Source organism: Paenirhizobium selenitireducens ATCC BAA-1503 (assembly GCF_900492185.1).
Lineage (GTDB): Bacteria > Pseudomonadota > Alphaproteobacteria > Rhizobiales > Rhizobiaceae > Allorhizobium > Allorhizobium selenitireducens_A.
The window spans coordinates 446,305-466,103 of record NZ_UEYP01000001.1 but is presented as its reverse complement, the minus strand read 5'-3'; the positions used below and the strand labels follow the sequence as shown (position 1 = coordinate 466,103).

Sequence of the window (19,799 nt, the reverse complement as noted above, 5' to 3'; positions counted from 1 at the left end):
GCAACCGCGCCTGTGATCGACCACTCAATTTCTTTGATCGGACGTGCGGTAGTGGCTGGGCGGCAGGGCATTGTGCTGCGCCCAGATGCGCCTGAGATGGCGCGGCGAGGAAAAACCCGCCCGCTCGGCCACCGTCTCCATGTCGAGGCGGGAATGGGAGAGGATGTCGCGGGCAAGGGTCACCCGTATCAGGTTGACGTAAGCCGTGACGGACAGTCCGGCATGCTCGCGGAAAAGCCGCGTCATGTGGCGCTCGCTCAGATGGCCGAGATCCGCCAGTTGCGACAGCGTCCAGTCGCGGGCCGGATCCGCCATGATGGCATCCTGGATGCGGTGGATCGCCGGGTGCAGATGGTTGCGGCCGGACAGCCAGGGCGAGAGCTGCGGATCGGCGCCGCTGCGGCGCATGTAGATCACCATGGTGCGCGCGATCGAAAGCGCCACCGGCGCGGAGGTGAGCGTCGAGACGATGTGCAGCATCAGGTCGATGCCGGTGGAGATCCCCGCGCTGGAAAAGCGTTCGCCGTCCTCGACGAAGAGGCGGTTCTCCAGCACCTGCGCGGTCGGGGCGAGGCGGCTGAGGTCGGCGATGCAGTCCGCGTGGGTGGTGCAGGCATGGCCGTCGAGCAGGCCGGCGGAGGCTGCGAGCAGGGCGCCGGAGCAGATGGTGACGAGCGTGATGCCGGGCACGACGACGCGGGCGAGCCAGCGCGCGATTTCCGCCCGCTCGGCCGCAACCGACGACGGATCGGGGACCGCGCCCATGCTGCCGGAGATGACGACATAGGCGCCGACGGGCAGTCGCTCGGGCAGGGGCGCCAGATTTGCGAGCGAAAGCCCGATCGATGTCGTCTGTTCGGCGCGGGCGGCGACGAAACGGCAGTCGAACAGGATGTCCTCCTGTTCGCTGTTGGCATAGCGCAGCACCTCGACCGGACCGGCGACATCCATCAGCAGCGTGTGCGGCGGCAGCACGACATAGACGGGAATGATCCGGCGGTCGGGGCGGGGCGCGACTGTCATGCGGCGAGACCGATCTGGCCGAGCGCCTGTTCCACCGTCGCGATGCGGGCAAAGCGACCGGCCAGCACCAGCTCGGTGCGGGTCTTGATGTCGGCGGCACTAAAGACCTGGCCCGAGGCATGGGTCATCGGGAAGGTCAGCGTCGCCTCGGTCACGTAGTCGACCACGAAGCCGAGATCGGCGCCGTGGCGCGTCGTCGTCTCGCAGCACTGTTCGGTGCGGATGCCCGAGACGATGAGCCGGCCGATGCCGCGCTGGCGCAGCCAGATTTCGAGCGGCGTGCCGACGAAGGCCGAATGCCGGGTCTTGTGGATGATGACGTCCGGCTCGATCTTAAGGCCGGCAAGCGTCGTGACGAATCCGCTGTCCAGGCGGAATTCTGCATCGTCGTCGGTGTGGAAGATCTGCACGACGGCATGGCCGGCGGCCTTCGCCCCGTCGATCAGCGCCTGCTGCTTGGAGATAAAGTCGACCACGTCCTCGTCGCGCCAGTAGGGGCGGTGGCGGAAGGATTCCTGAGCGTCGATTACCAGAAGGGCGGTCTTGCTGTCGGTCATTTTCTGCATCCTTTGTGCTGAAGGGATAGCCTAGAATAGTGCAGGGAAAAAAGGAAAAAAGTTCATCTCCGGACGACGATGGGACATTTCCGGCCAATAGGGACCCTCCCTGCGGTCTGCCGTGGCTTGCCTTCGAGGCCCGTTGCCAAGCGGCGGATCTCTGACTAGGGTCGCGCGGCAACGATACAGGAGGAGCCCCATGCTGCGTTTCGGAATTCTGTCCACGGCCAAGATCGGCCGGGAACTCGTCGTGCCGGCCATGCAGGACGCGGAAAACTGCGTCGTCACCGCCATTGCCAGCCGCGACCTCTCCAGGGCGCGCGCCATGGCGGACCGCTTCTCCGTGCGGCATGCCTTCGGCAGCTATGAGGAAATGCTGGCCTCCGATGTGATCGATGCCGTCTATATTCCGCTGCCGACCGCCCAACACGTCGAGTGGACAATCAGGGCGGCAGACGCCGGCAAGCATGTGCTGTGCGAGAAGCCGATCGCGCTCAAGGCGTCCGACATCGACCAGCTGATCGCCGCGCGCGACCGCAATGGGGTGCTGGTCTCAGAAGCGTTCATGGTCACTTACACGCCGGTCTGGCACAAGGTGCGCGCGCTGCTCGCCGAAGGGGCGATCGGGCGGCTGCGCCACGTCCAGGGCGTCTTCACCTATTTCAACCGCGACCCCGGCAACATGCGCAACATTCCCGAACTCGGCGGCGGCGGCCTGCCGGACATCGGCGTCTATCCGGCGATCGCCACGCGTTTCGCCACCGGCGCCGAGCCGCTGAAGGTGCAGGCCGTGGTCGAGCGCGATGCCGAATTCGGCACCGACATCTATTCGAGCGTCAAGGCGGATTTCGGCAACTTCGAGCTGAGCTTCTACGTCTCGACGCAGATGGCCAACCGCCAGTCCATGGTCTTCCACGGCACGGAAGGGTTCATCGAGGTCCGCTCGCCCTTCAACGCCGATCGATGGGGCGCCGAAGAGGTCGAGCTTTCCAACCAGTCGCACAACCAGTCGCAGGTCTTCCGTTTCCAGGACAGCCGCCAATATCGCCGCGAGGCCGAGGCCTTTGCCAAGGCGGCGCTGAGCGGAGATCGCTCCGAGGTCGTCAGCCTCGAAAGTTCGCGCGACAACCAGCGCTTCATCGACGCGATTTATCGCGCCGGGGAAAAGGACGGCTGGGAGACGGTCTGAGCCCGAGATCAGCGGCGAAAGACGAAGCGCGAATAGCCGAAGAAGGAAAAGGCCATGGCGGCGATCGAGGCGATCACCAGCGCCGCCAGCGGCTGAAGGATCGGCAGCGACAGGAGAAGCCCGCTGTAGATGAGATAATTGACCATGGCCGAAGTGATGCCGACCGAGCCGTAGCGGAAACCTTCGACCGCGATCGAACGGCGCGAGGCGCCGAAGGTGAAGCTGCGGTTGAGATACCAGGTGGCGACCAGCGCAACCGCAATGGCGATGACGCGCGCCAGGAACGGGCCGAGCGGCGTCGCCTCGAGCAGCAGCCAGAGTACGGAACCATCGACGAGAAAGCCGATGGTTCCGACAATGCCGAAGCGGGCCAGCTTCTTCATGCCGCGTCGGCGGTTCGCGCCGGCTTACGCTTGTCGCGGTCCGTCCGGGCCGCCTGCTGTGCATGGGCGAGCGCCGGCAGGGTCAGGTAGTGGATGCGCAATTGCTCGGCCCGCGAGCGGGCGAGCGAATCGAGGATCAGCCCGGCGGTGAAGCAAAACAGCGCCATCAGCATCAGGGCGGTGGCGAGGATCCAGGTGGGCATGCGGCTGACCAGGCCGGTGGTGAAATATTCGACGAGGACCGGGGTCATGAAGGTTAGGCTCGCCGCCATGATCGTCGCCGCGATGGCACCGAAGAAGGCGAAGGGACGCGTTTCCTTCATCAGCATGGCGAACATCCAGAGGATCTTCGCGCCGTCCTTGAAGGTCGAGAGCTTGGAATGCGAGCCCTCCGGCCGGCGGCCGTAGTCGAGTTCGAGTTCGGCCACCGGCAGCTTCAGCCGCGATGCATGCACCGACATTTCCGTCTCGATCTCGAACCCGGCGGAGACGGCGGGGAAGCTCTTGACGAAACGGCGCGAAAAGACCCGGTAGCCCGACAGGATGTCGGTGAAATCGTTGCCGAACAGGAACCGATAGAGCGTGTTGAACAGCCGGTTGCCGAAGGCATGGCCGTTGCGCCCGGCATCGGCATGCACGCCACGGCGCGTGCCCACCACCATGTCGGCGCGCTCGGTCAAGAGCGTGCGGATCAGTTCCTCCGCGTCGTCGGCTGCATAGGTGCCGTCGCCGTCAGCCATGACATAGACGTCGGCCTCGATGTCGCAGAACATGCGGCGCACCACATGGCCCTTGCCCTGGCGGCGCTCGCGCACCACGGTCGCACCCGACAGCATGGCCGTCAGCGCGGTGCCGTCGGTGGAATTGTTGTCGTAGACATAGATACGGGCATGCGGCAGTGCCGTGCGAAAGCCCTGCACCACGGCGCCGATCGTCGCGCCTTCGTTATAGCAGGGCAGCAGAACCGCCACGTCGAGATTTTCGGATGCTGACCCAGGCATATCGGCTACTCGCGACAGAGACATGCCCGACGAACGCGGCGTCCGGCCTGGTTTTACTATTTCTTGAGAAGGTTAAGGCTAGGTTTCGCGGAGACATGGCAGGCGTGTTTTTGTCTCGCGACAGTGCGAGAGGCCTGGACGAAGGATAGAGCACGCATGATCGATCAGGTAACGGCCGACAAGACATGGGGCAGGCTCTGGACCCGTCTCGACTTCGTCGTCGCTTTCTTCGGTATCGCGACCATCGTCATACTCCTGCTGATCAACCTGCCGGGAGCCACCGACTATGTGGGCGTCGACAATGACGACGCGATGCGCCTCGTGCAGGTGCGCGATCTGCTCGGCGGCCAGTCGTGGTTCGATCTGACCCAATATCGCCTCGGACTGGATGGCGGAACGCTGATGCACTGGTCGCGCCTGGTCGATCTGCCGATCGCCGCGCTGATCCTCGCCTTCTCCCAGGTTCTGCCGGCCGAGCGCGCCGAGGCCGCGGCACTGCTGGTCTGGCCCTTGTTGCTGATCCTGCCGCTCTTCGTCGCCGTGGCGGTCGGGGCGCGCCGCATCGGTGGACTGCCCGCCATGCCGATCGCCCTTGGCCTTGCCGCCCTGCTGGCCCTGACCTCGAACCGCTTCCTGCCGGGCGCGATCGATCATCACAATGTCCAGCTGGTGCTGGTCGCCGTCATCGCCGCCATGCTGGTCGATCCGCGTCACAAGCCGGCGAGCTTTGCCCTTGCCGCGCTGGCGGCCGCGCTGGCGATCGCAATCGGTGCGGAAACCTCGCCCTTCGTCGCCACCGCCTGCCTCGTCGTCGCGGTCCTGTGGGCCTGGCATGGTTCGGGCTTTGCCCCGGCGGCGCGGGCCTTCGCGCTGACGGTGACGATCGCCATCTCGGCCCTGTTCTTCGCCACCGTGCCGCCGCGCCTCTACACGATGGCGGCCTGCGACAGCCTTTCGATCAGCTATTACGGGATCACCGCCGTGGGCGGATTGTTGCTGCTGGTTACGGTCCAGCTGGCCAGCAACGCTTCACGCCGCACCCGCTTTGCCGTCCTCATGGCCGATGGCGCAGCCGTGCTCGCCGCGGCGCTGATCCTTGCCCCGCAATGCCTGCAAAACCCGCTCAACGATCTCGATCCGCTTCTGGTCACCCTCTGGCTCGACTTCGTCATCGAGGCGCAGTCGATCCTCCAGCAAGTGCGGGTCGAGCCGGCGAGCCTCGGCGGTTTCTATGCGGTCGGCTTCTTCGCCATCGTCGTCTGCCTGTTGCGTATCGTCCGCGACGACCGGCGCGAGAGCCATGCCATCCTCCTGGCGCTGATCCTCGTCAGCTGGCTGATCGCGCTGATCCAGCTGCGCGGCGCGGTCTTCGCCAACCTTCTGTCGATCCTGCCCCTGTCGCTGCTGATCGCCGAACTGCGCCGAAACGCCCGCGACGACCCGGAGAACATGGGCGCCGGCTTTGCCTTTGCGGTGACGACGCTGCTCGCCGTGCCGAGCGTCTGGCTGCTTGTCGGTGTGTTCGCGACCGAAGGGACAGCCGGCGTCACGGAACGGATGAAGGCGAGCGTCGGGCCCGCGACGTCCTCGCAGGATTGCGAATCGGCCGCAGCCCTTCGCCAACTCGGGCTCTTGCCGGCGACAACCGTGGTCGCACCGTCGAATACGGGCTCGAAAATCCTGCGCTTCACGGCGCACAGGGTGCTTTCGGCTCCCTATCACCGCAACCAGGGCGGCATGCTGACCGAGCTGCATATTGGCCTCGCGACGCCCGCAGAGGCGGCGGCCTTCCTGCGCGGCGCCGGTGCCACGATCATTGCCTATTGCGGCACGGATCTGCAGACGGAGACGATCCGGGAGCTCAAGCCCGACGGGCTCTATGCAGCGCTCGAGCGGGGAGAGGTGCCGACCTATCTGGAGGCCCTGCCGCGCGATCCGAAGTCGGGCCTGGCGCTCTACCGCATGCGGTTCTAGGCCCCGCGGGCAATCCTCTTGCCTGGCGGTGAGCGAGCGAAACCTGAGGGCAGGCGGTGGGTTGTTCAGGCGGCCTTGCGACGCTCGATGGCGACGAGGCCGACGAGATGCAGGATCAGGCCGGCATTGAAGCCGGCATAGGCCGAAGCCAGGGACAACCAGGCGACAGGCCCGGGCGAAACGGCTGCGGCAAGCGCGAAGACGACGCCGATCAGCACCGCGGCCAGAGCGATGCTCATCGCCGAGCGGGTCAGGCTGGCGGCAATTCCGATCATCATGGCGGTGGCAAAAATCATCATGCGTCTCTTTTGCAGGACTCGTCCGGCGATTCTAGGGCGAATTGGCTAACAGGCGGTTTCCGTTCGAAAGGCGGCCGGACGCAGCGTAACCGCGCCCGGCCAGTCGGGCTAACCTTGAGTGGAGGAGGCTCAGGCAAGACCGACGATGGCGCCGGCGGTGGTACCCGTCGCCCGCACCCGCACGACGCGCAGCGGCAGCAGACTGCCGTCGGGAAGGCCGGAGAGCACGAATTCGGCACCCGACAGCATGGTCACGGCAAGATTGCCGCGCATGCCGACATAGAGCGCCCGCGTCGCCTCGGGCAGGTCGATGGCATCGTCCGGCACGACTGGGAAGCCGGTCGAGGCGGGACCGGAAAGGGAAGGCTGGAAGGCGGCGAAGCGGTCGGTCATGGAAGGGCTCCTCTTGGGCAGCTGATTTCCACCGATTTTCCCCCGGCAGGAAAAGGCGGGGAAATGGGAGGGTCGCATCGACCGGCCGGCGGGTCGGTGGGGGCAGGCGTTTGCCCTTGTGGTTCCGGGGCTTGCGGCGAGGGCGAAATGCCGGGAGATCAGGCAAGAGGGCGGCTGAACTTCCCCGCATTTTGCGCTAGGAAGGGCGCATGATCAGCTTCTCCAGCGATGATTCGCGCTCCAATCTCGCCGAGTTCACCGTCTCGGAACTATCGGGCTCCATCAAGCGCACGATCGAGACCGCCTTCGATCACGTGCGCGTGCGCGGCGAGATCTCCGGCTATCGCGGCCCGCATTCCTCGGGCCACGCCTATTTCAGCCTGAAGGACGACAAGTCCCGCATCGATGCGGTGATCTGGAAGGGCTCGTTCTCCAAGCTGAAATACCGGCCTGAAGAGGGCATGGAAGTGATCGCCACCGGGCGCATCACCACCTTCCCCGGCTCGTCGAAATACCAGATCGTCATCGAGCAGATGGAGCCGGCGGGCGCCGGCGCATTGATGGCGCTGATCGAGGAGCGCAAGCGCAAGCTTGGGGCCGAGGGCCTGTTCGATCCCGCCGCCAAGCAGCTTCTGCCTTACATGCCGAAGGTCATCGGGGTCGTGACCTCGCCGACAGGCGCCGTCATCCGCGACATCCTGCACCGCATCGCCGACCGCTTTCCGGTCCACGTGCTGGTCTGGCCGGTCAAGGTGCAGGGCGAGGGCTCGGGCGAGGAGGTGGCCAATGCCATCCACGGCTTCAACGCGCTTGCGCCGGGCGGCCCGATTCCTCGGCCGGACGTTCTGATCGTCGCGCGCGGCGGCGGCAGCCTCGAGGACCTCTGGAGTTTCAACGACGAGATCGTCGTTCGTGCCGCAGCGGCAAGCGGCATTCCGCTGATCTCGGCGGTCGGCCACGAGACCGACTGGACGCTGATCGACTATGCCGCCGACGTGCGCGCGCCGACGCCGACGGGTGCGGCCGAGATGGCGGTGCCGGTCAAGGCCGAGCTGGTTGCGCAGGTCGCCAATATCGCCGCGCGGCTTTCGGGCGCCACGTCCCGCCAGATGGAAATCCGCCGCCAGGGTCTGCGGGCGCTGACGCGGGCTCTTCCGTCGCTCGACCAGTTGCTGGCCCTGCCGCGGCGCCGCTTCGACGAGGCCGCGACCGGTCTCGGCCGGGGTCTGGAACTCAATACCATGGCCAAGCGCCGGGCCTTCGAGCGCTCGGCATCGGCGCTGCGTCCCGACATGCTGGCGCGGCGCATCGGCGAGAGGCGCCAGAGGGTCACTGAGCGCGCGGCGCTTGCCGAACGGATCGTCGAGCGGATGATTGACCGCCTGCGGGCGCGGGTGAGCGGCGCCGATGCGGTGCTGCGCAATCTGCCTGCGCGCCTGCGCGCCCAGACCGACCGCAGCCGCGACCGGCTGGAGGGGCTCACCCGGCGCGCCGACAGTGCAGTTTTGAACGAACTCAGGGCGAACCGCGCGACGCTTGCCGGCCACGAGCGCATGCTGCAGTCACTGTCCTACAAGAACGTGCTGCAGCGCGGCTATGCGGTGATCCGCGACGCGGGCGATCGTCCGGTCTCGCGGGCGGCCAGCCTTGGTGCAGGATCGGCGATCTCGATCGAGTTTTCCGACGGTCGCGTCTCGGCCGTCACCGAAGGCGGAGACGGCGCGCCTGGTCAGCCCGTGCGTGAGCCGTCATCGCCGCCTGCTTCGTCGGCCGTCAGCGCCAGGCCTGCAGCCGCGCCTCGACCGGCGAAGAAGAGCGAGCCGCCGGCCGGGCAGGGCAGCCTGTTCTGAAAGGTGGACGGTGCGCTGCCATCGCTTCGGTGCATCCGCTGAACGATCGCCCTCATCATCTCGGCGGTTCTCACGCCAATAAACGGGAGCGTCGACCCTGGAACGGTGCTCAGCGGTAGTAGAGGATCCGGCCGCCATTGGCCGCCGTCTCGACCCAGACCACGTTATGCAGGGCGATATGGCGTCTTTCGATCGCTGCCTGGAGCGTCGGATCCGCGGCCACTTCGGCCTGCGCCGCGCGCAGGCGGGCCGGTGTCTGCAAGGTCGGCTCTGCGGCTCCGCCCCCGCCGCGATCGGCATGTCCGGGCCAGACGGAAACGGCCGTGACGCCGTCATTGTAGTTTCGCCCGAACAGGATCGCCGCCAATTGGGCGTCGTCGGCAATGGCCGGGGATGTCGCGACGGTGAGCAGAGAGAGGCTCGCGAACAATGCGCCTGTGATCCGTCCCATGGTCTCTTCTCCTTGTTGTGCGGATCGGGCTTGAGGGGCAACAATCGAGCCGTTCCGCAACAAGCCGTTCTTCGCTGAAGATAGGAAATCCGCCGGGGATTTAAATGGGTCCACGTGGCGCATGGCCGGCCGAATTATTCGAAGGCAGACAGATACCGCCGCAGAAGCGTGTCGAGCGCCTGGCGCTCCTCGAGGTTGAGCGCGGCCATCAGCTGTTCCTGATTGGCGACATGCGCCGTCACCGCCTCGTCCACCAGCGCGCGCCCCTTGGGCGTCAGCGCCACGAGCAGGCCGCGCCGGTCGTCCGGATTGGGCAGGCGCTCGACGAGGCCCTGCTTCTCCAACTGGTCAATGCGGTTTGTCATGGTGCCCGAGGTGACCATCATGGTCGCCATCAGGTCGGACGGCGAGAGACGGTATGGCGCGCCCGACCGGCGCAGCGTCGCCAGGACGTCGAAGGTCGAGCTGTTCAGCCCGTGGGCTGAAAGGACCGCATCGATCTCGCGCGACAGATGGGTGCGCAGCCGCGCCAGCCTTCCGAGAGGCCCCATGGCGGAGACGTCGAGGTCGGGCCGCTCCCTGTTCCATTGGGCGAGAATCTGATCGACGGCGTCGGGCTTGGGAATGGTCATGGGAACAGCTAGCCGACAATTTTGCTTGACGTCAAGATATCTGCAGGTAATCTGACGATATAGTTTGAGGTCAAGATAATGGAACTGAAGACAAAATCGCCCTTGGCGGTGATCGCCCTGACCGCGCTGGCGCCGGCGATCTGGGGCAGCACCTACATCGTCACCACCGGCCTTTTGCCGCGGGGCTACCCCCTCACCGTCGCCATGCTGCGCGCCCTGCCGGCCGGGCTTCTGCTTCTCGCCATCGTGCAGCAGCTGCCGTCCGGCCGCTGGTGGCCGCGCGTCTTCGTGCTCGGCGGTCTGAACTTCACCTTCTTCTGGGCCATGCTGTTCGTCTCGGCCTATCGCCTGCCGGGTGGTGTCGCCGCCACGGTGGGGGCGATCCAGCCGCTGATCGTCATCGGCCTTGCCCGGCTCGTGATCGGCACGCCGATGCGCCGGGCCGTGGTGCTGGCGGCGGCCGGCGGGCTTTTCGGCGTGGCCCTGCTGGTACTGACGCCGAAGGCAGCGCTCGACCCGCTGGGCGTGGCGGCAGGCCTGGCCGGGGCCGCGTCCATGGCGGCGGGCACGGTGCTCTCACGCCATTGGCATCCGCCGGTCTCCAGCCTGACCTTCACCGCCTGGCAGCTGACGGCGGGCGGCATCATGCTGGTGCCGCTGGCGTTTATGCTGGAGCCGGCGCTGCCATCCCTGACACTCGAGAACTATCTCGGCTTCGTCCATCTCGGCCTGATCGGCGGCGCGTTGACCTATCTCGTCTGGTTCTGGGGGCTCGCCCGCCTCGAGCCGTCGGCGGTCGCCTCCCTCGGCTTCCTGAGCCCGCTGGTCGCGACGCTGCTCGGCTGGACGCTGCTCGGCCAGAACCTGTCGCCCTTGCAGATGCTCGGCTTCGTGGCCGTGCTCGTCAGCGTCTGGTCGGCGCAGTGGGCGTCCCGGCCGCCGCCGGCAATGTCAGCCGCCGTCTGACGCCGGAAAGGCCGGTGTGACCAGCCTTTCCGATGATCGGATCGATCAGGCCCATTCGCCCTTGCGCATCACCGGCACCTTCGCGCCATCGGCGCGGATGCCGTCGATATCGACCTTGTCCGAGCCGATCATCCAGTCGATGTGGATCAGCGAGGCATTGCCGCCCTGCGCCTTGATCTGGTCGGCCGTCAGCGAGGCCCCATCGAGGAAGCACTTGGAATAGCACTGGCCGAGCGCGATGTGGCAGGAGGCGTTCTCGTCGAACAGGGTGTTGTAGAACAGGATGCCGGAGGCCGAGATCGGCGAGGAATGCGGCACCAGGGCCACTTCGCCCAGCCTGCGCGCCCCCTCGTCGGTGTCGAGCACCTTGAGGAGCACTTCCTCGCCCTTCGACGCCTTCGCCTCGACGATGCGACCGCCCTCGAACCGCACCTGGATGTTGTCAATCAGCGTGCCCTGGTGCGAGAGCGGCTTGGTGGACGAGACATGGCCCTCGACCTTCAGCGCATGCGGCGTGGTGAACACCTCCTCCGTCGGGATGTTGGGATTGCAGGTGATGCCGTTCTTGGCCGTGGAGGCGCCGCCATGCCATTCGTGGCCGTCGGCAAGGCCGACGGTCAGGTCCGTGCCGGGGCCGGTAAAATGCAGCGCCGAGAAGCGCTCGCCGTTCAGCCAGCTCGAGCGCTTGCGAAGCTCCGCATTGTGGGCGGCCCAGGCGGCGACGGGATCGGCCTCGTTGACGCGCGAGGCGGCGAAGATCGCCTCGGCGAGCTTTTCGACGGCTTGGGCGATCGGCAGGTCCGGGAAGACCAGCTTTGCCCAGGACGGGTTGGGATAGGAGCAGATGTTCCAGTTGATGTCGAAATTGGAGATGTGCTCCAGCGCCGGCTTGTAGGCGATCGAATTGGCCTTGTTGGCCCGTGCCACCTTGGCCGGATCCTGGCCGGACAACAGCATCGGATTGTCGCCGGCGATCGCCAGCCGCGCCGCGCCCTTCTCATAGGCCTTGGCCATGCCGTCATAGAGCCAGCCGGACGCCTTGTCGAAGCTCTCGTCCGGGGCGTGATCGTAGCGGGCAAGCGTCGCCTCTTCGTCGGCATAGAAGGTGGTGACGATGCCGGCGCCGGCCAGGTAGGCATGCTTGGTGATCAGCCGGGCGAGCGGCAGGGCTGCCAGCGGCGCGGTCATCACCAGATCCTGGCCCTTTTCCAATTGCAGGCCGACCTTGACGGCCACTTCGGCGAGCTTTTCAAGGCGGATCGGATCGACGGCGGTTTCAAATTCGGGCAGGAATGTCATGGGAGGGCCTGAGGGTTGTTGGCGATAGGTGCGACTAGCCTAGAGAGCTTTGCGGCGAAAATGAAGGTGTCCCGTTCGCCGGAGGTTGGCGCAGGGTTGGATCGGCGCGAAAAACGCCGGCTAAGGCCGGTCGCGGCAGGGGGGTGCTCGGGCTGGCTGCGACGGCTTCAGGCGACCAGCGGCGCCGCGATGGCGCGAAGCGCGTTGAGCGCATCCTGCGGTGAAAGCCTGACCTGCAGCCCGCGCTGGCCGCCGTTCATGTAAACATGCGGTTCGTTGAGGGATTCGACCTCGATCGCGGTCGGCACGGGCTTCTTCTGGCCGAAGGGGCTGATGCCGCCGACCACATAGCCGGTCGTCTTCTCGGCCACGGCCGGTTTCATCATCGCCGCATGCTTGCCGCCGAAGGCTGCTGCCAGTTTTTTCATGCTCACCTCCCTGTCGGAAGGCACCACGACACAGACCGGCTTGCCGTCGAGTTCGGCCATCAGCGTCTTCAGCACGCGGTGCGGCGCCTCGCCGATCGCCTCCGCCGCCTGCAATCCGATGCGCTCGGCGTCCGGATCGTAGTCATAGGTCACGGTGGTGAAGGCGACGCCGGCCTTCTCGAGAAACTGCGTCGCCCGCGTCGCTTTTGCCATGGCTCAGGCCTTGAGTTCGGCGGCATAGATCTCCGGCTTGAAGCCGATCAGCAGCTTGCCGTCGGCTTCCAGCACCGGCCGCTTGATCATCGACGGCTGGGCGAGCATCAGAGCGATTGCCTTTTCCGGGTCAAGATCGGCCTTGGCCTCGTTGGGCAGCTGTCTGAACGTGGTTCCGGCACGATTGAGCACGGTCTCCCAGCCGGCATCGGTGCACCAGCGCTGGAGGTGTTCCCGGTCGATCCCCGAGGCCTTGTAGTCGTGGAAGGCATAGTCGACACCGTGTTCGTCGAGCCACAGGCGCGCCTTCTTCATGGTGTCGCAGTTCTTGATGCCGTAGATCGTGGCGGGCATGGAATCGGTTCTCGTCGAGGCTGGGCGGTAAAGGCGGCCAATTCGGCACGCGCTGTCTGGAATAACAAAACCGCGGCAATCCGCAAGCGTGGCCGTGAACCGGCTCCGTCAGGCCGCCGGCCGCCGCCGCCCGTCACCGGGCGCATCTTTCCCGAGGATCAAGGCCGGATTTCCCGTCTCGAACTGGCGTATCATCCCCACGATGCGGCCGATTTCGCCCGTAAGCGCGTGCGTGGCTGCCGTCGACTGCTCAACCATGGCCGCGTTCTGCTGGGTCGCCTGGTCCATGCTGTTGACGGCAGTGTTGATCTCGGTGAGTGCAGTCGATTGCTCGCGGGCCGCCTGAACGATGGCGCTGATGTGATGGGAGAGTTCGCCGACATCGGTGACGATCGCCTGCAGCGCCTCGCCTGTATTGCCTACAAGCTCGACGCCATTGCGCACCTGTTCACCGGACCGGGTGATCAGGTCCTTGATCTCGCGCGCTGCCTGGGCGGATCGTTGGGCCAGTTCACGGACTTCCTGTGCGACGACCGCGAATCCTTTCCCGGCCTCGCCGGCGCGGGCCGCTTCGACGCCCGCATTCAGCGCCAGCAGGTTGGTCTGGAAGGCGATGTTGTCGATCACGCCGATGATGTTGCCGATCGCGGTGGAGGAGGCTTCGATCGCGTCCATGGCCGACACGGCCTGCTTGACGATCTCGCCCGAATCCTCGGCTCCGTTCTTCATCCGCTCCACCAGCAGGCTCGCCTCGCCAGCGCGCCGGGTCGAGTCGCCCACGGTCGTGGTGATTTCATCGAGCGAGGCCGCGGTCTCCTCGAGCGAGGCCGCCTGTCGTTCGGTGCGCTTGGCCAGATCCTCCGCCGCCTGTCGGATCTCCTCACTGCCACTGTTGATCTGACGCATGCCGGTCTCGATGGCGCCGATCGTCGCGGCCAGTTCCTGTGTTGCGTTGTTGAAGTCGGAACAGACCGGGTGATAGGCTTCCGGCACGTCGTGGGCCATGCAGTGAGTCAGGTCCTTGGCAGCGATGCGGGCCATGGCTTCGCCGAAAATCTCGCAGACCAGGTTCCGCTCGGCGGCAATCGCTTCCGCTTGTGCCTTCTGCTTGGCCGCCTCGGCTTCATCGATGTAGACGGAGATGGCGAGGTCCATGTCGAGCATCACCGCCTTGACCAGCGCGCCGAGCACGCGTCCGGTCTCCTCTGTCTTGGCCCGTCCCTTGCCGAACATGCCCTGGCCCGCGAAGGCATGGCGAACCACTTCCTGGACCAGGTGATCGAGCACGATGGCGTAGCCGCCGATATACCAGCGTGGCTCGAGGCCGATGCGGGCATGCACGGTGCCGATCGTCCTGACCTTGGCGACATAGTCGGCGCTGAAGTCGCCTTGCGAGATTTTCGACCAGTGGTTCACCTGTGCGCCCTTGGCGCGGTCGATATGTTCGTCGGAGGAGAAGAACCGGCGGACCTCCTGTGTCTTGCGCATCTGCGCATAGAACTTGTCCAACCCTTTCGGTAGTTCCCGGTCAACCAGCGCCTTCAGGCTGCGGATCCCCTCCCGGTCGGTCTTCGAAAGCTGCATGAAGTCGAGGCGCTGCTCGATATTCTCTCCGGCTGATGGCTCGACCGCATGGGTGGTCGTCGAATGCACGGTGTCCTGCTTGAAATTGGTCATGGCGGCCCCCTCGCCGAAAATAGATCTCTGGAAATTTCGACTCGTCTAATACTGACTGATCTCGAATCTTCTTTGAGGAGGGTAGAGAGGTATGGTTTATAAATTGTAACTTCTCTATGTATTGAGATAAGCTGAAATATATAATGTTTATATAAAAACTGCTTGATAGAAAATCTCTTCTTGAACTGTCGATTTTCGGTGTGGAACTATTCGGGGTGGTGGTCTGGCAAGGGTGGACCAAAACGGGTGGCGGCCGGCAACGAGGTTACCGGCCGCCAAGAATGGTCCGAAAAAGGATGCAGGAAGCCTCATTCCCACTCGATCGTGCCGGGCGGCTTCGAGGTCACATCGTAGACGACGCGGTTGATGCCGCGCACTTCGTTGATGATGCGGGTGGCCAGGACGGTCGATGGGCGGCGGAAAACGGTTGCATAGGTGCGATATCAGGAAAATGTGCGGGCCAGCGGAGGACGGAGCGCCTGCCGTTCCGTCCCAGCGGCTCCGAGGTGCTCTGGAGGCTTATTCCCGCTCGATCATTTTAGGTCATGGTAATGCCTGATTTTCACAAAAAAGTTCTCTGCTCAAGACCAAGAACCGTCTCCCCGAGTCGGCGATACCAGCAAACCTGAAAAAGACCGCCAGCCATGATTGAGGGCTGCGAACCAACCGTGCAAGCCTATCCACTGACACGAGTGCCGTTCGAGCGTATCGTCGGACGGAATGGCATCTGTCGCCCCTGACAACGACGGACGTGCAGCCCAAGCCCATTGGCGAGACCTTCGCAAACGGTGCAAAAGGATATTCACGATGGAGACATCCCAAAACCAGAGCGCCCCCAACGTCGCCACCGCGTCGATCCCTGACACGCTCGCGGCGCTCCACGTAAATCCCGATACCGGGCTCACGCACGCGGAGGTCGATACACAGCGCAAGAAGCACGGCTACAACGAAGTCGCCGAAAGGAAGGCGCATCCGGCCCTGGAGTTCATGAAGAAATTCTGGGGCATCTCGGCGTGGATGCTTGAATTGATCATGATCCTATCCGCCGTACTCGGGAATTATACCGACCTTGCGGTCGTGACCGCGCTGCTGATTGTCAACGCCATTCTAAGCTTTACCCAGGAACAGCGGGCTGCTGGCGTCGTTGATGCCTTGCGCAAGCGCCTGCAGGTCAATGCTCGCGCTCTTCGCGATTCCAATTGGCAAGTGATTCCCGCGCGAGAGCTGGTGCCTGGCGATATCGTCCGCGTGCGCCCGGGTGACGTCATCCCTGCGGACGTGAGACTCCTCACGGACGCCGTGAGCGTGGACCAATCCGCGCTCACGGGCGAGTCGAAAGATGCTGACAAGCAACCCGGCGACGTCCTCTCATCGGGTAGCATCGTCCGGCGGGGCGAGGGCAATGGCCTGGTGATTTTGACGGGTGCCCACACCTATTTCGGCCGCACGACAGAACTGGTGCAGGAGGCGCGTCCGAAACTTCATATCGAAGCGGTCGTGGCCAAGATCGTGCGCTGGCTGTTCGTCATTGTCGGCGCAGTGCTCGGTGCGGTGTTTGTGCTTTCCCTGGTCCGCGGAGCACCGCTGCTCGAAATGATCCCGCTCCTGCTCGTCCTCATGATGAGCGCTGTGCCGGTTGCGCTTCCCGTTATGTTCACAGTCAGCATGGCATTCGGGTCGAAAGAACTGGCCCGGCGCGGGGTGTTGGTCACCCGGCTGAGCGCTGCCGAAGACGCCGCGACGATGGACGTGCTTTGCGTGGACAAGACCGGCACGATCACAATGAACCAACTGACGGTCACGGGCGTGACCCCGTTGGCGCAAGCGACGGAAGCCGATGTCTTGGTTGCAGGCGCGCTCGCATCGCAGGAATCCAACCAAGATCCGATCGACCTGGCCTTTCTCGCTGCGGCGCAAGCTCATCATGTCTTCGACGGCCTTGCCGCCGCCACGCCTGTTTCTTTCGCGCCGTTCGATGCGAAAACCCGTCGGACGGAAGCCGTCGTCGAGCAGAATGGACAGCAGCTGCGCGTGATGAAAGGCGCCGTGCGCACCGTCGCCGAGGCCTGTGGACTCCAGCCAGCCGAAATCGAGATGCTGGATGCGCGCGTTAGCGCGTCGGCAGCAAAGGGCTATCGGACGCTGGCGGTGGCGCGCGGCCCAGCCAACGGCACCCCTGTTTTGCTGGGACTGGTGGCACTATACGATCCGCCGCGACCGGATGCCAAGCAGCTCATTGCGACACTCCATGATCTGGGCGTACAGGTAAAAATGCTGACCGGCGACGCGCTTCCCGTGGCGCTTGAGATCGGTCGTGGCGTCGGACTCCCCGAGATCCAGCGGGTCGCGGATTTGAAAGCCGCAAGCGGACAAAAGGGCGCCGAAACGGCCGACCTTTTCGCCGGCGCCGATGGCTTTGCCGAGGTGTTCCCGGAAGACAAATATACCGTGGTGAAGCATCTGCAGGCTGCTGGGCATGTGACCGGCATGACGGGTGATGGCGTCAATGACGCGCCGGCCCTCCGCCAGGCCGAGGTGGGAATAGGCGTCAGCACCGCGACTGACGTCGCCAAGGGCGCTGCGAGCGTCGTTTTGACCGAGGCGGGGCTGACCAACATCGTCACGCTGGTCGAACAGGGAAGAACGATCTATCAGCGCATCCTCACATGGGTCATCAACAAGATCAGCCGGACCATCCTGAAGGCTGCCTTCGTGGCCATCGCATTCGTTGTGACGGGCAAGTTCGTTGTGTCCGCCTTCTCCATGCTGCTTCTGGTTTTCCTGACGGATTTCGCGAAAGTCGCCCTCGCCACGGACAATGTCAAACCGTCGAAGAACCCGGAGACATGGAACATTGGCGGTTTCATCATCGTGTCCATCGTTCTCGGTATCGCGATGGTGGCGGAAACGCTTTTCCTATTGTGGATCGGCTGGACGAACTTCGGTTTGGCGACCAATAACGACGCACTCTATACGTTCAGCTTTCTGATGCTCCTATACTTCGCCGTCTTCTCTGTCGTGTCGGCGAGAGAGCGGAACTGGTTCTGGCGGACCCTGCCAAGCAAGGTCTTCATGTTAGCCCTGTCTGCGGACGTCATCGTGGGCACCTGCCTGACCTTCGTTGGGATCAAGGGGCTCGCGCCTTTGCCCTGGTGGCAGATGCTCGCCATATTCGGCTACGCGCTCGTCTCGTGCCTGGTTCTGAACGACGCGTTGAAGGTCGCGATGATCAGATGGCTTGTTCCCAATGCGGTTTCGGGAAACCAGTGATCGCGTCGGCAGTGTCGAAACGCTGAGCATGAAATTCGATTCGACGGGCTTTCGCGTGAGGAAAGCCAAACACAACGCAAGACCTTTATCCAACCTAGCCACATTGCCTTTACGGCCAGCTCCGACCCGGCTTCATTTTCCTCACGGTGATGGAGACAGAGCAGGAAGAGCCGGGTGAAGACCATGGCGGCAATAGGAAGGCGACGAAGACCCCGTCAGACCTGCGCGATCGCCGCCGAAGGCATCCCCTCATTCCCACTCGATCGTGCCGGGCGGCTTCGAGGTCACATCGTAGACGACGCGGTTGATGCCGCGCACTTCGTTGATGATGCGGGTGGCGGCGCGGCCGAGGAATTCCATGTCGTAGTGGTAGAAGTCGGCAGTCATGCCATCGACCGAGGTCACGGCGCGCAGCGCGCAGACGAACTCGTAGGTGCGCCCGTCGCCCATGACCCCGACGGTCTGCACCGGCAGGAGCACGGCGAAGGCCTGCCAGATCGCGTCATAGAGGCCGGCCTTGCGGATCTCGTCGAGATAGATGGCATCGGCCTCGCGAAGGATCTCGAGCTTTTCGCGCGTGATGCCGCCGGGGCAGCGGATGGCAAGGCCGGGGCCGGGGAAGGGGTGGCGGCCGATGAAGCTGTCGGGAAGGCCCAGTTCCTTGCCGAGAACGCGGACTTCGTCCTTGAACAGTTCGCGAAGCGGCTCGACGAGCTGCATGTTCATGCGCTCCGGCAGGCCGCCGACATTGTGGTGCGACTTGATCGTCACCGACGGGCCGCCGGTAAACGAGACGCTTTCGATGACATCCGGATAGAGCGTGCCCTGGCCGAGGAAGTCGGCGCCGCCGAGCTTCTTGGCTTCGTCCTCGAAGGTCTCGATGAACAGCCGGCCGATGATCTTGCGCTTGGTTTCCGGATCGCTGACGCCTTCCAGTTCCCCGACGAAGCGGTCGATCGCATCGACGTGGATCAGGTGCAGGTTGTAGTGTTCCTTGAACATGGCGACCACGTCGGCGGCCTCGTTCTTGCGCATCAGGCCGTGGTCGACGAGGATGCAGGTCAGCTGGTCGCCGACGGCCTCGTGGATCAGCAGAGCCGCGACCGAGGAATCGACGCCGCCCGACAGCGCGCAGATGACGCGTTTGTCGCCGACCTGGTCGCGGATGGCCTGAACGGCCTTGGCGCGATAGGCCGACATGGTCCAGTCGCCCTTAAGGCCGGCGATCTTGTGGATGAAGTTGCCGATCAGCTTGGCGCCGTCCGGCGTGTGCACGACTTCCGGATGGAACTGCACGGCGTAGTACTTGCGCTTCTCGTCGGCGATGAAGGCGAAGGGGGCGTTGGACGAGGTGGCAACGACCTCGAAGCCCGGCGGGATCGCGGTGACGCGGTCGCCGTGGCTCATCCACACCTGGTGGCGCGAGCCGGCGGACCACAGGCCCTCGAACAGCGGGCATTCCTTGTCGATCTCGAGGAAGGCGCGACCGAATTCGCGGTGGTGGCCGCTTTCGACCTTGCCGCCGAGCTGGGCGCACATCGTCTGCTGGCCGTAGCAGATGCCGAAGATCGGCAGGCCGCTGTCGAAGATGACCTGCGGCGCGCGGGGGCTTCCCTCGTCCAGCGTCGAGGCAGGGCTGCCCGACAGGATGATCGCCTTCGGCTTCAGCCGATGGAAACCTTCCTCGGCGGACTGGAAGGGGACGATCTCGCAATAGACGCCGGCTTCGCGCACGCGGCGTGCGATCAGCTGCGTTACCTGGCTGCCGAAATCGATGATGAGGACGCTGTCGGGATGTGCTGTCTGGGTCATGGCGAGCCTTTAATGAAAAGCGTGGCTT

At 64.6% G+C, this 19,799-nt stretch carries 18 protein-coding genes and 1 pseudogene; 5 read left to right on the top strand and 14 right to left on the bottom strand.

Annotated elements, in window-relative coordinates:
* Nucleotides 1-24: 24 nt before the first annotated feature.
* Nucleotides 25-1,023: a GlxA family transcriptional regulator gene (locus RHIZ70P_RS02235; protein WP_115668739.1), complete on the bottom strand. Its 999-nt coding sequence runs from the start codon at nucleotides 1,021-1,023 to the stop codon at nucleotides 25-27.
* Nucleotides 1,020-1,580, bottom strand: a complete 561-nt coding sequence (locus RHIZ70P_RS02230) for a cysteine hydrolase family protein (RefSeq protein ID WP_115668738.1) — start codon at nucleotides 1,578-1,580, stop codon at nucleotides 1,020-1,022. The genes RHIZ70P_RS02235 and RHIZ70P_RS02230 overlap by 4 nt, the downstream gene beginning before the upstream one ends.
* Nucleotides 1,581-1,779: 199 nt before the next feature.
* On the opposite strand from RHIZ70P_RS02230, the gene RHIZ70P_RS02225 reads away from it, so the two are divergent.
* A complete protein-coding gene (locus RHIZ70P_RS02225; RefSeq protein WP_115668737.1) occupies nucleotides 1,780-2,769 on the top strand; it encodes a Gfo/Idh/MocA family protein in 990 nt (329 codons plus the stop codon).
* Nucleotides 2,770-2,777: 8 nt separating this feature from the next.
* Here the strand turns inward: RHIZ70P_RS02225 and RHIZ70P_RS02220 are convergent, their stop codons facing one another.
* Nucleotides 2,778-3,152, bottom strand: coding sequence for a GtrA family protein (locus RHIZ70P_RS02220; RefSeq protein ID WP_115668736.1), 375 nt, complete (start codon nucleotides 3,150-3,152; stop codon nucleotides 2,778-2,780).
* Nucleotides 3,149-4,153, bottom strand: a complete 1,005-nt coding sequence (locus RHIZ70P_RS02215; RefSeq protein WP_115668735.1) for a glycosyltransferase — start codon at nucleotides 4,151-4,153, stop codon at nucleotides 3,149-3,151. The genes RHIZ70P_RS02220 and RHIZ70P_RS02215 overlap by 4 nt, the downstream gene beginning before the upstream one ends.
* Nucleotides 4,154-4,309: 156 nt before the next feature.
* Here RHIZ70P_RS02215 and RHIZ70P_RS02210 point away from each other — a divergent pair, with 156 nt between their 5' ends.
* Nucleotides 4,310-6,127: a hypothetical protein gene (locus tag RHIZ70P_RS02210; protein ID WP_115668734.1), complete on the top strand. Its 1,818-nt coding sequence runs from the start codon at nucleotides 4,310-4,312 to the stop codon at nucleotides 6,125-6,127.
* A gap of 65 nt (nucleotides 6,128-6,192) precedes the next feature.
* Here the strand turns inward: RHIZ70P_RS02210 and RHIZ70P_RS02205 are convergent, their stop codons facing one another.
* Both RHIZ70P_RS02205 and RHIZ70P_RS02200 read right to left on the bottom strand, forming a co-directional pair.
* The gene (locus RHIZ70P_RS02205; protein ID WP_419178257.1) at nucleotides 6,193-6,426 is read right to left on the bottom strand and encodes a hypothetical protein; all 234 of its coding nucleotides are present in this window, start codon (nucleotides 6,424-6,426) and stop codon (nucleotides 6,193-6,195) included.
* A gap of 129 nt (nucleotides 6,427-6,555) precedes the next feature.
* Nucleotides 6,556-6,819: a spike base protein, RCAP_Rcc01079 family gene (locus tag RHIZ70P_RS02200; RefSeq protein ID WP_115668733.1), complete on the bottom strand. Its 264-nt coding sequence runs from the start codon at nucleotides 6,817-6,819 to the stop codon at nucleotides 6,556-6,558.
* Nucleotides 6,820-7,028: 209 nt separating this feature from the next.
* On the opposite strand from RHIZ70P_RS02200, the gene xseA reads away from it, so the two are divergent.
* The gene (gene xseA / locus RHIZ70P_RS02195) at nucleotides 7,029-8,669 is read left to right on the top strand and encodes an exodeoxyribonuclease VII large subunit (RefSeq protein ID WP_115668732.1); all 1,641 of its coding nucleotides are present in this window, start codon (nucleotides 7,029-7,031) and stop codon (nucleotides 8,667-8,669) included.
* A 109-nt stretch (nucleotides 8,670-8,778) separates the two neighbouring features.
* Here xseA and RHIZ70P_RS02190 read toward each other — a convergent pair whose 3' ends face one another.
* Nucleotides 8,779-9,120: a hypothetical protein gene (locus RHIZ70P_RS02190; protein WP_115668731.1), complete on the bottom strand. Its 342-nt coding sequence runs from the start codon at nucleotides 9,118-9,120 to the stop codon at nucleotides 8,779-8,781.
* A gap of 134 nt (nucleotides 9,121-9,254) precedes the next feature.
* A complete protein-coding gene (locus RHIZ70P_RS02185) occupies nucleotides 9,255-9,752 on the bottom strand; it encodes a MarR family winged helix-turn-helix transcriptional regulator (protein WP_115668730.1) in 498 nt (165 codons plus the stop codon).
* Nucleotides 9,753-9,836: 84 nt separating this feature from the next.
* On the opposite strand from RHIZ70P_RS02185, the gene RHIZ70P_RS02180 reads away from it, so the two are divergent.
* Nucleotides 9,837-10,718 (top strand): EamA family transporter, encoded by an 882-nt coding sequence (locus tag RHIZ70P_RS02180; RefSeq protein ID WP_419178265.1) that lies wholly within the window; start codon nucleotides 9,837-9,839, stop codon nucleotides 10,716-10,718.
* Nucleotides 10,719-10,763: 45 nt separating this feature from the next.
* Here the strand turns inward: RHIZ70P_RS02180 and RHIZ70P_RS02175 are convergent, their stop codons facing one another.
* The 5 genes and pseudogenes from RHIZ70P_RS02175 to RHIZ70P_RS02155 form a co-directional block, all read right to left on the bottom strand.
* A complete protein-coding gene (locus RHIZ70P_RS02175; RefSeq protein ID WP_115668728.1) occupies nucleotides 10,764-12,017 on the bottom strand; it encodes an aminopeptidase in 1,254 nt (417 codons plus the stop codon).
* Nucleotides 12,018-12,184: 167 nt separating this feature from the next.
* Nucleotides 12,185-12,658 (bottom strand): Cys-tRNA(Pro) deacylase, encoded by a 474-nt coding sequence (gene ybaK, locus RHIZ70P_RS02170; protein WP_115668727.1) that lies wholly within the window; start codon nucleotides 12,656-12,658, stop codon nucleotides 12,185-12,187.
* Nucleotides 12,659-12,661: 3 nt separating this feature from the next.
* The gene (locus RHIZ70P_RS02165; RefSeq protein ID WP_115668726.1) at nucleotides 12,662-13,012 is read right to left on the bottom strand and encodes an ArsC family reductase; all 351 of its coding nucleotides are present in this window, start codon (nucleotides 13,010-13,012) and stop codon (nucleotides 12,662-12,664) included.
* 108 nt (nucleotides 13,013-13,120) lie between these two features.
* Nucleotides 13,121-14,689: a globin-coupled sensor protein gene (locus tag RHIZ70P_RS02160; protein ID WP_115668725.1), complete on the bottom strand. Its 1,569-nt coding sequence runs from the start codon at nucleotides 14,687-14,689 to the stop codon at nucleotides 13,121-13,123.
* Nucleotides 14,690-14,997: 308 nt separating this feature from the next.
* Nucleotides 14,998-15,087: pseudogene (locus RHIZ70P_RS02155) on the bottom strand (GMP synthase); the annotation flags it as partial.
* Nucleotides 15,088-15,496: 409 nt separating this feature from the next.
* Here RHIZ70P_RS02155 and RHIZ70P_RS02150 point away from each other — a divergent pair.
* Nucleotides 15,497-17,959 carry a plasma-membrane proton-efflux P-type ATPase gene (locus tag RHIZ70P_RS02150; protein ID WP_115668724.1) on the top strand — a complete coding sequence of 821 codons (2,463 nt, stop codon included), beginning with the start codon at nucleotides 15,497-15,499 and terminating at the stop codon, nucleotides 17,957-17,959.
* 249 nt (nucleotides 17,960-18,208) lie between these two features.
* On the opposite strand, the gene guaA is transcribed toward RHIZ70P_RS02150, so the two are convergent.
* Complete coding sequence (gene guaA, locus RHIZ70P_RS02145; RefSeq protein WP_115668723.1) at nucleotides 18,209-19,771, bottom strand: glutamine-hydrolyzing GMP synthase; 1,563 nt, start codon at nucleotides 19,769-19,771, stop codon at nucleotides 18,209-18,211.
* Nucleotides 19,772-19,799: the final 28 nt, after the last annotated feature.

What these genes read in the sequence shown, in the direction of transcription:
- RHIZ70P_RS02235 (WP_115668739.1), bottom strand. Translation starts at nt 1,023, where the DNA reads ATGACAGTCGCGCCCCGCCCCGACCGCCGGATCATTCCCGTCTATGTC.
- RHIZ70P_RS02230 (WP_115668738.1), bottom strand. Translation starts at nt 1,580, where the DNA reads ATGACCGACAGCAAGACCGCCCTTCTGGTAATCGACGCTCAGGAATCC.
- RHIZ70P_RS02225 (WP_115668737.1), top strand. Translation starts at nt 1,780, where the DNA reads ATGCTGCGTTTCGGAATTCTGTCCACGGCCAAGATCGGCCGGGAACTC.
- RHIZ70P_RS02220 (WP_115668736.1), bottom strand. Translation starts at nt 3,152, where the DNA reads ATGAAGAAGCTGGCCCGCTTCGGCATTGTCGGAACCATCGGCTTTCTC.
- RHIZ70P_RS02215 (WP_115668735.1), bottom strand. Translation starts at nt 4,153, where the DNA reads ATGCCTGGGTCAGCATCCGAAAATCTCGACGTGGCGGTTCTGCTGCCC.
- RHIZ70P_RS02210 (WP_115668734.1), top strand. Translation starts at nt 4,310, where the DNA reads ATGATCGATCAGGTAACGGCCGACAAGACATGGGGCAGGCTCTGGACC.
- RHIZ70P_RS02205 (WP_419178257.1), bottom strand. Translation starts at nt 6,426, where the DNA reads ATGATGATTTTTGCCACCGCCATGATGATCGGAATTGCCGCCAGCCTG.
- RHIZ70P_RS02200 (WP_115668733.1), bottom strand. Translation starts at nt 6,819, where the DNA reads ATGACCGACCGCTTCGCCGCCTTCCAGCCTTCCCTTTCCGGTCCCGCC.
- xseA (WP_115668732.1), top strand. Translation starts at nt 7,029, where the DNA reads ATGATCAGCTTCTCCAGCGATGATTCGCGCTCCAATCTCGCCGAGTTC.
- RHIZ70P_RS02190 (WP_115668731.1), bottom strand. Translation starts at nt 9,120, where the DNA reads ATGGGACGGATCACAGGCGCATTGTTCGCGAGCCTCTCTCTGCTCACC.
- RHIZ70P_RS02185 (WP_115668730.1), bottom strand. Translation starts at nt 9,752, where the DNA reads ATGACCATTCCCAAGCCCGACGCCGTCGATCAGATTCTCGCCCAATGG.
- RHIZ70P_RS02175 (WP_115668728.1), bottom strand. Translation starts at nt 12,017, where the DNA reads ATGACATTCCTGCCCGAATTTGAAACCGCCGTCGATCCGATCCGCCTT.
- ybaK (WP_115668727.1), bottom strand. Translation starts at nt 12,658, where the DNA reads ATGGCAAAAGCGACGCGGGCGACGCAGTTTCTCGAGAAGGCCGGCGTC.
- RHIZ70P_RS02165 (WP_115668726.1), bottom strand. Translation starts at nt 13,012, where the DNA reads ATGCCCGCCACGATCTACGGCATCAAGAACTGCGACACCATGAAGAAG.
- RHIZ70P_RS02160 (WP_115668725.1), bottom strand. Translation starts at nt 14,689, where the DNA reads ATGACCAATTTCAAGCAGGACACCGTGCATTCGACGACCACCCATGCG.
- RHIZ70P_RS02150 (WP_115668724.1), top strand. Translation starts at nt 15,497, where the DNA reads ATGGAGACATCCCAAAACCAGAGCGCCCCCAACGTCGCCACCGCGTCG.
- guaA (WP_115668723.1), bottom strand. Translation starts at nt 19,771, where the DNA reads ATGACCCAGACAGCACATCCCGACAGCGTCCTCATCATCGATTTCGGC.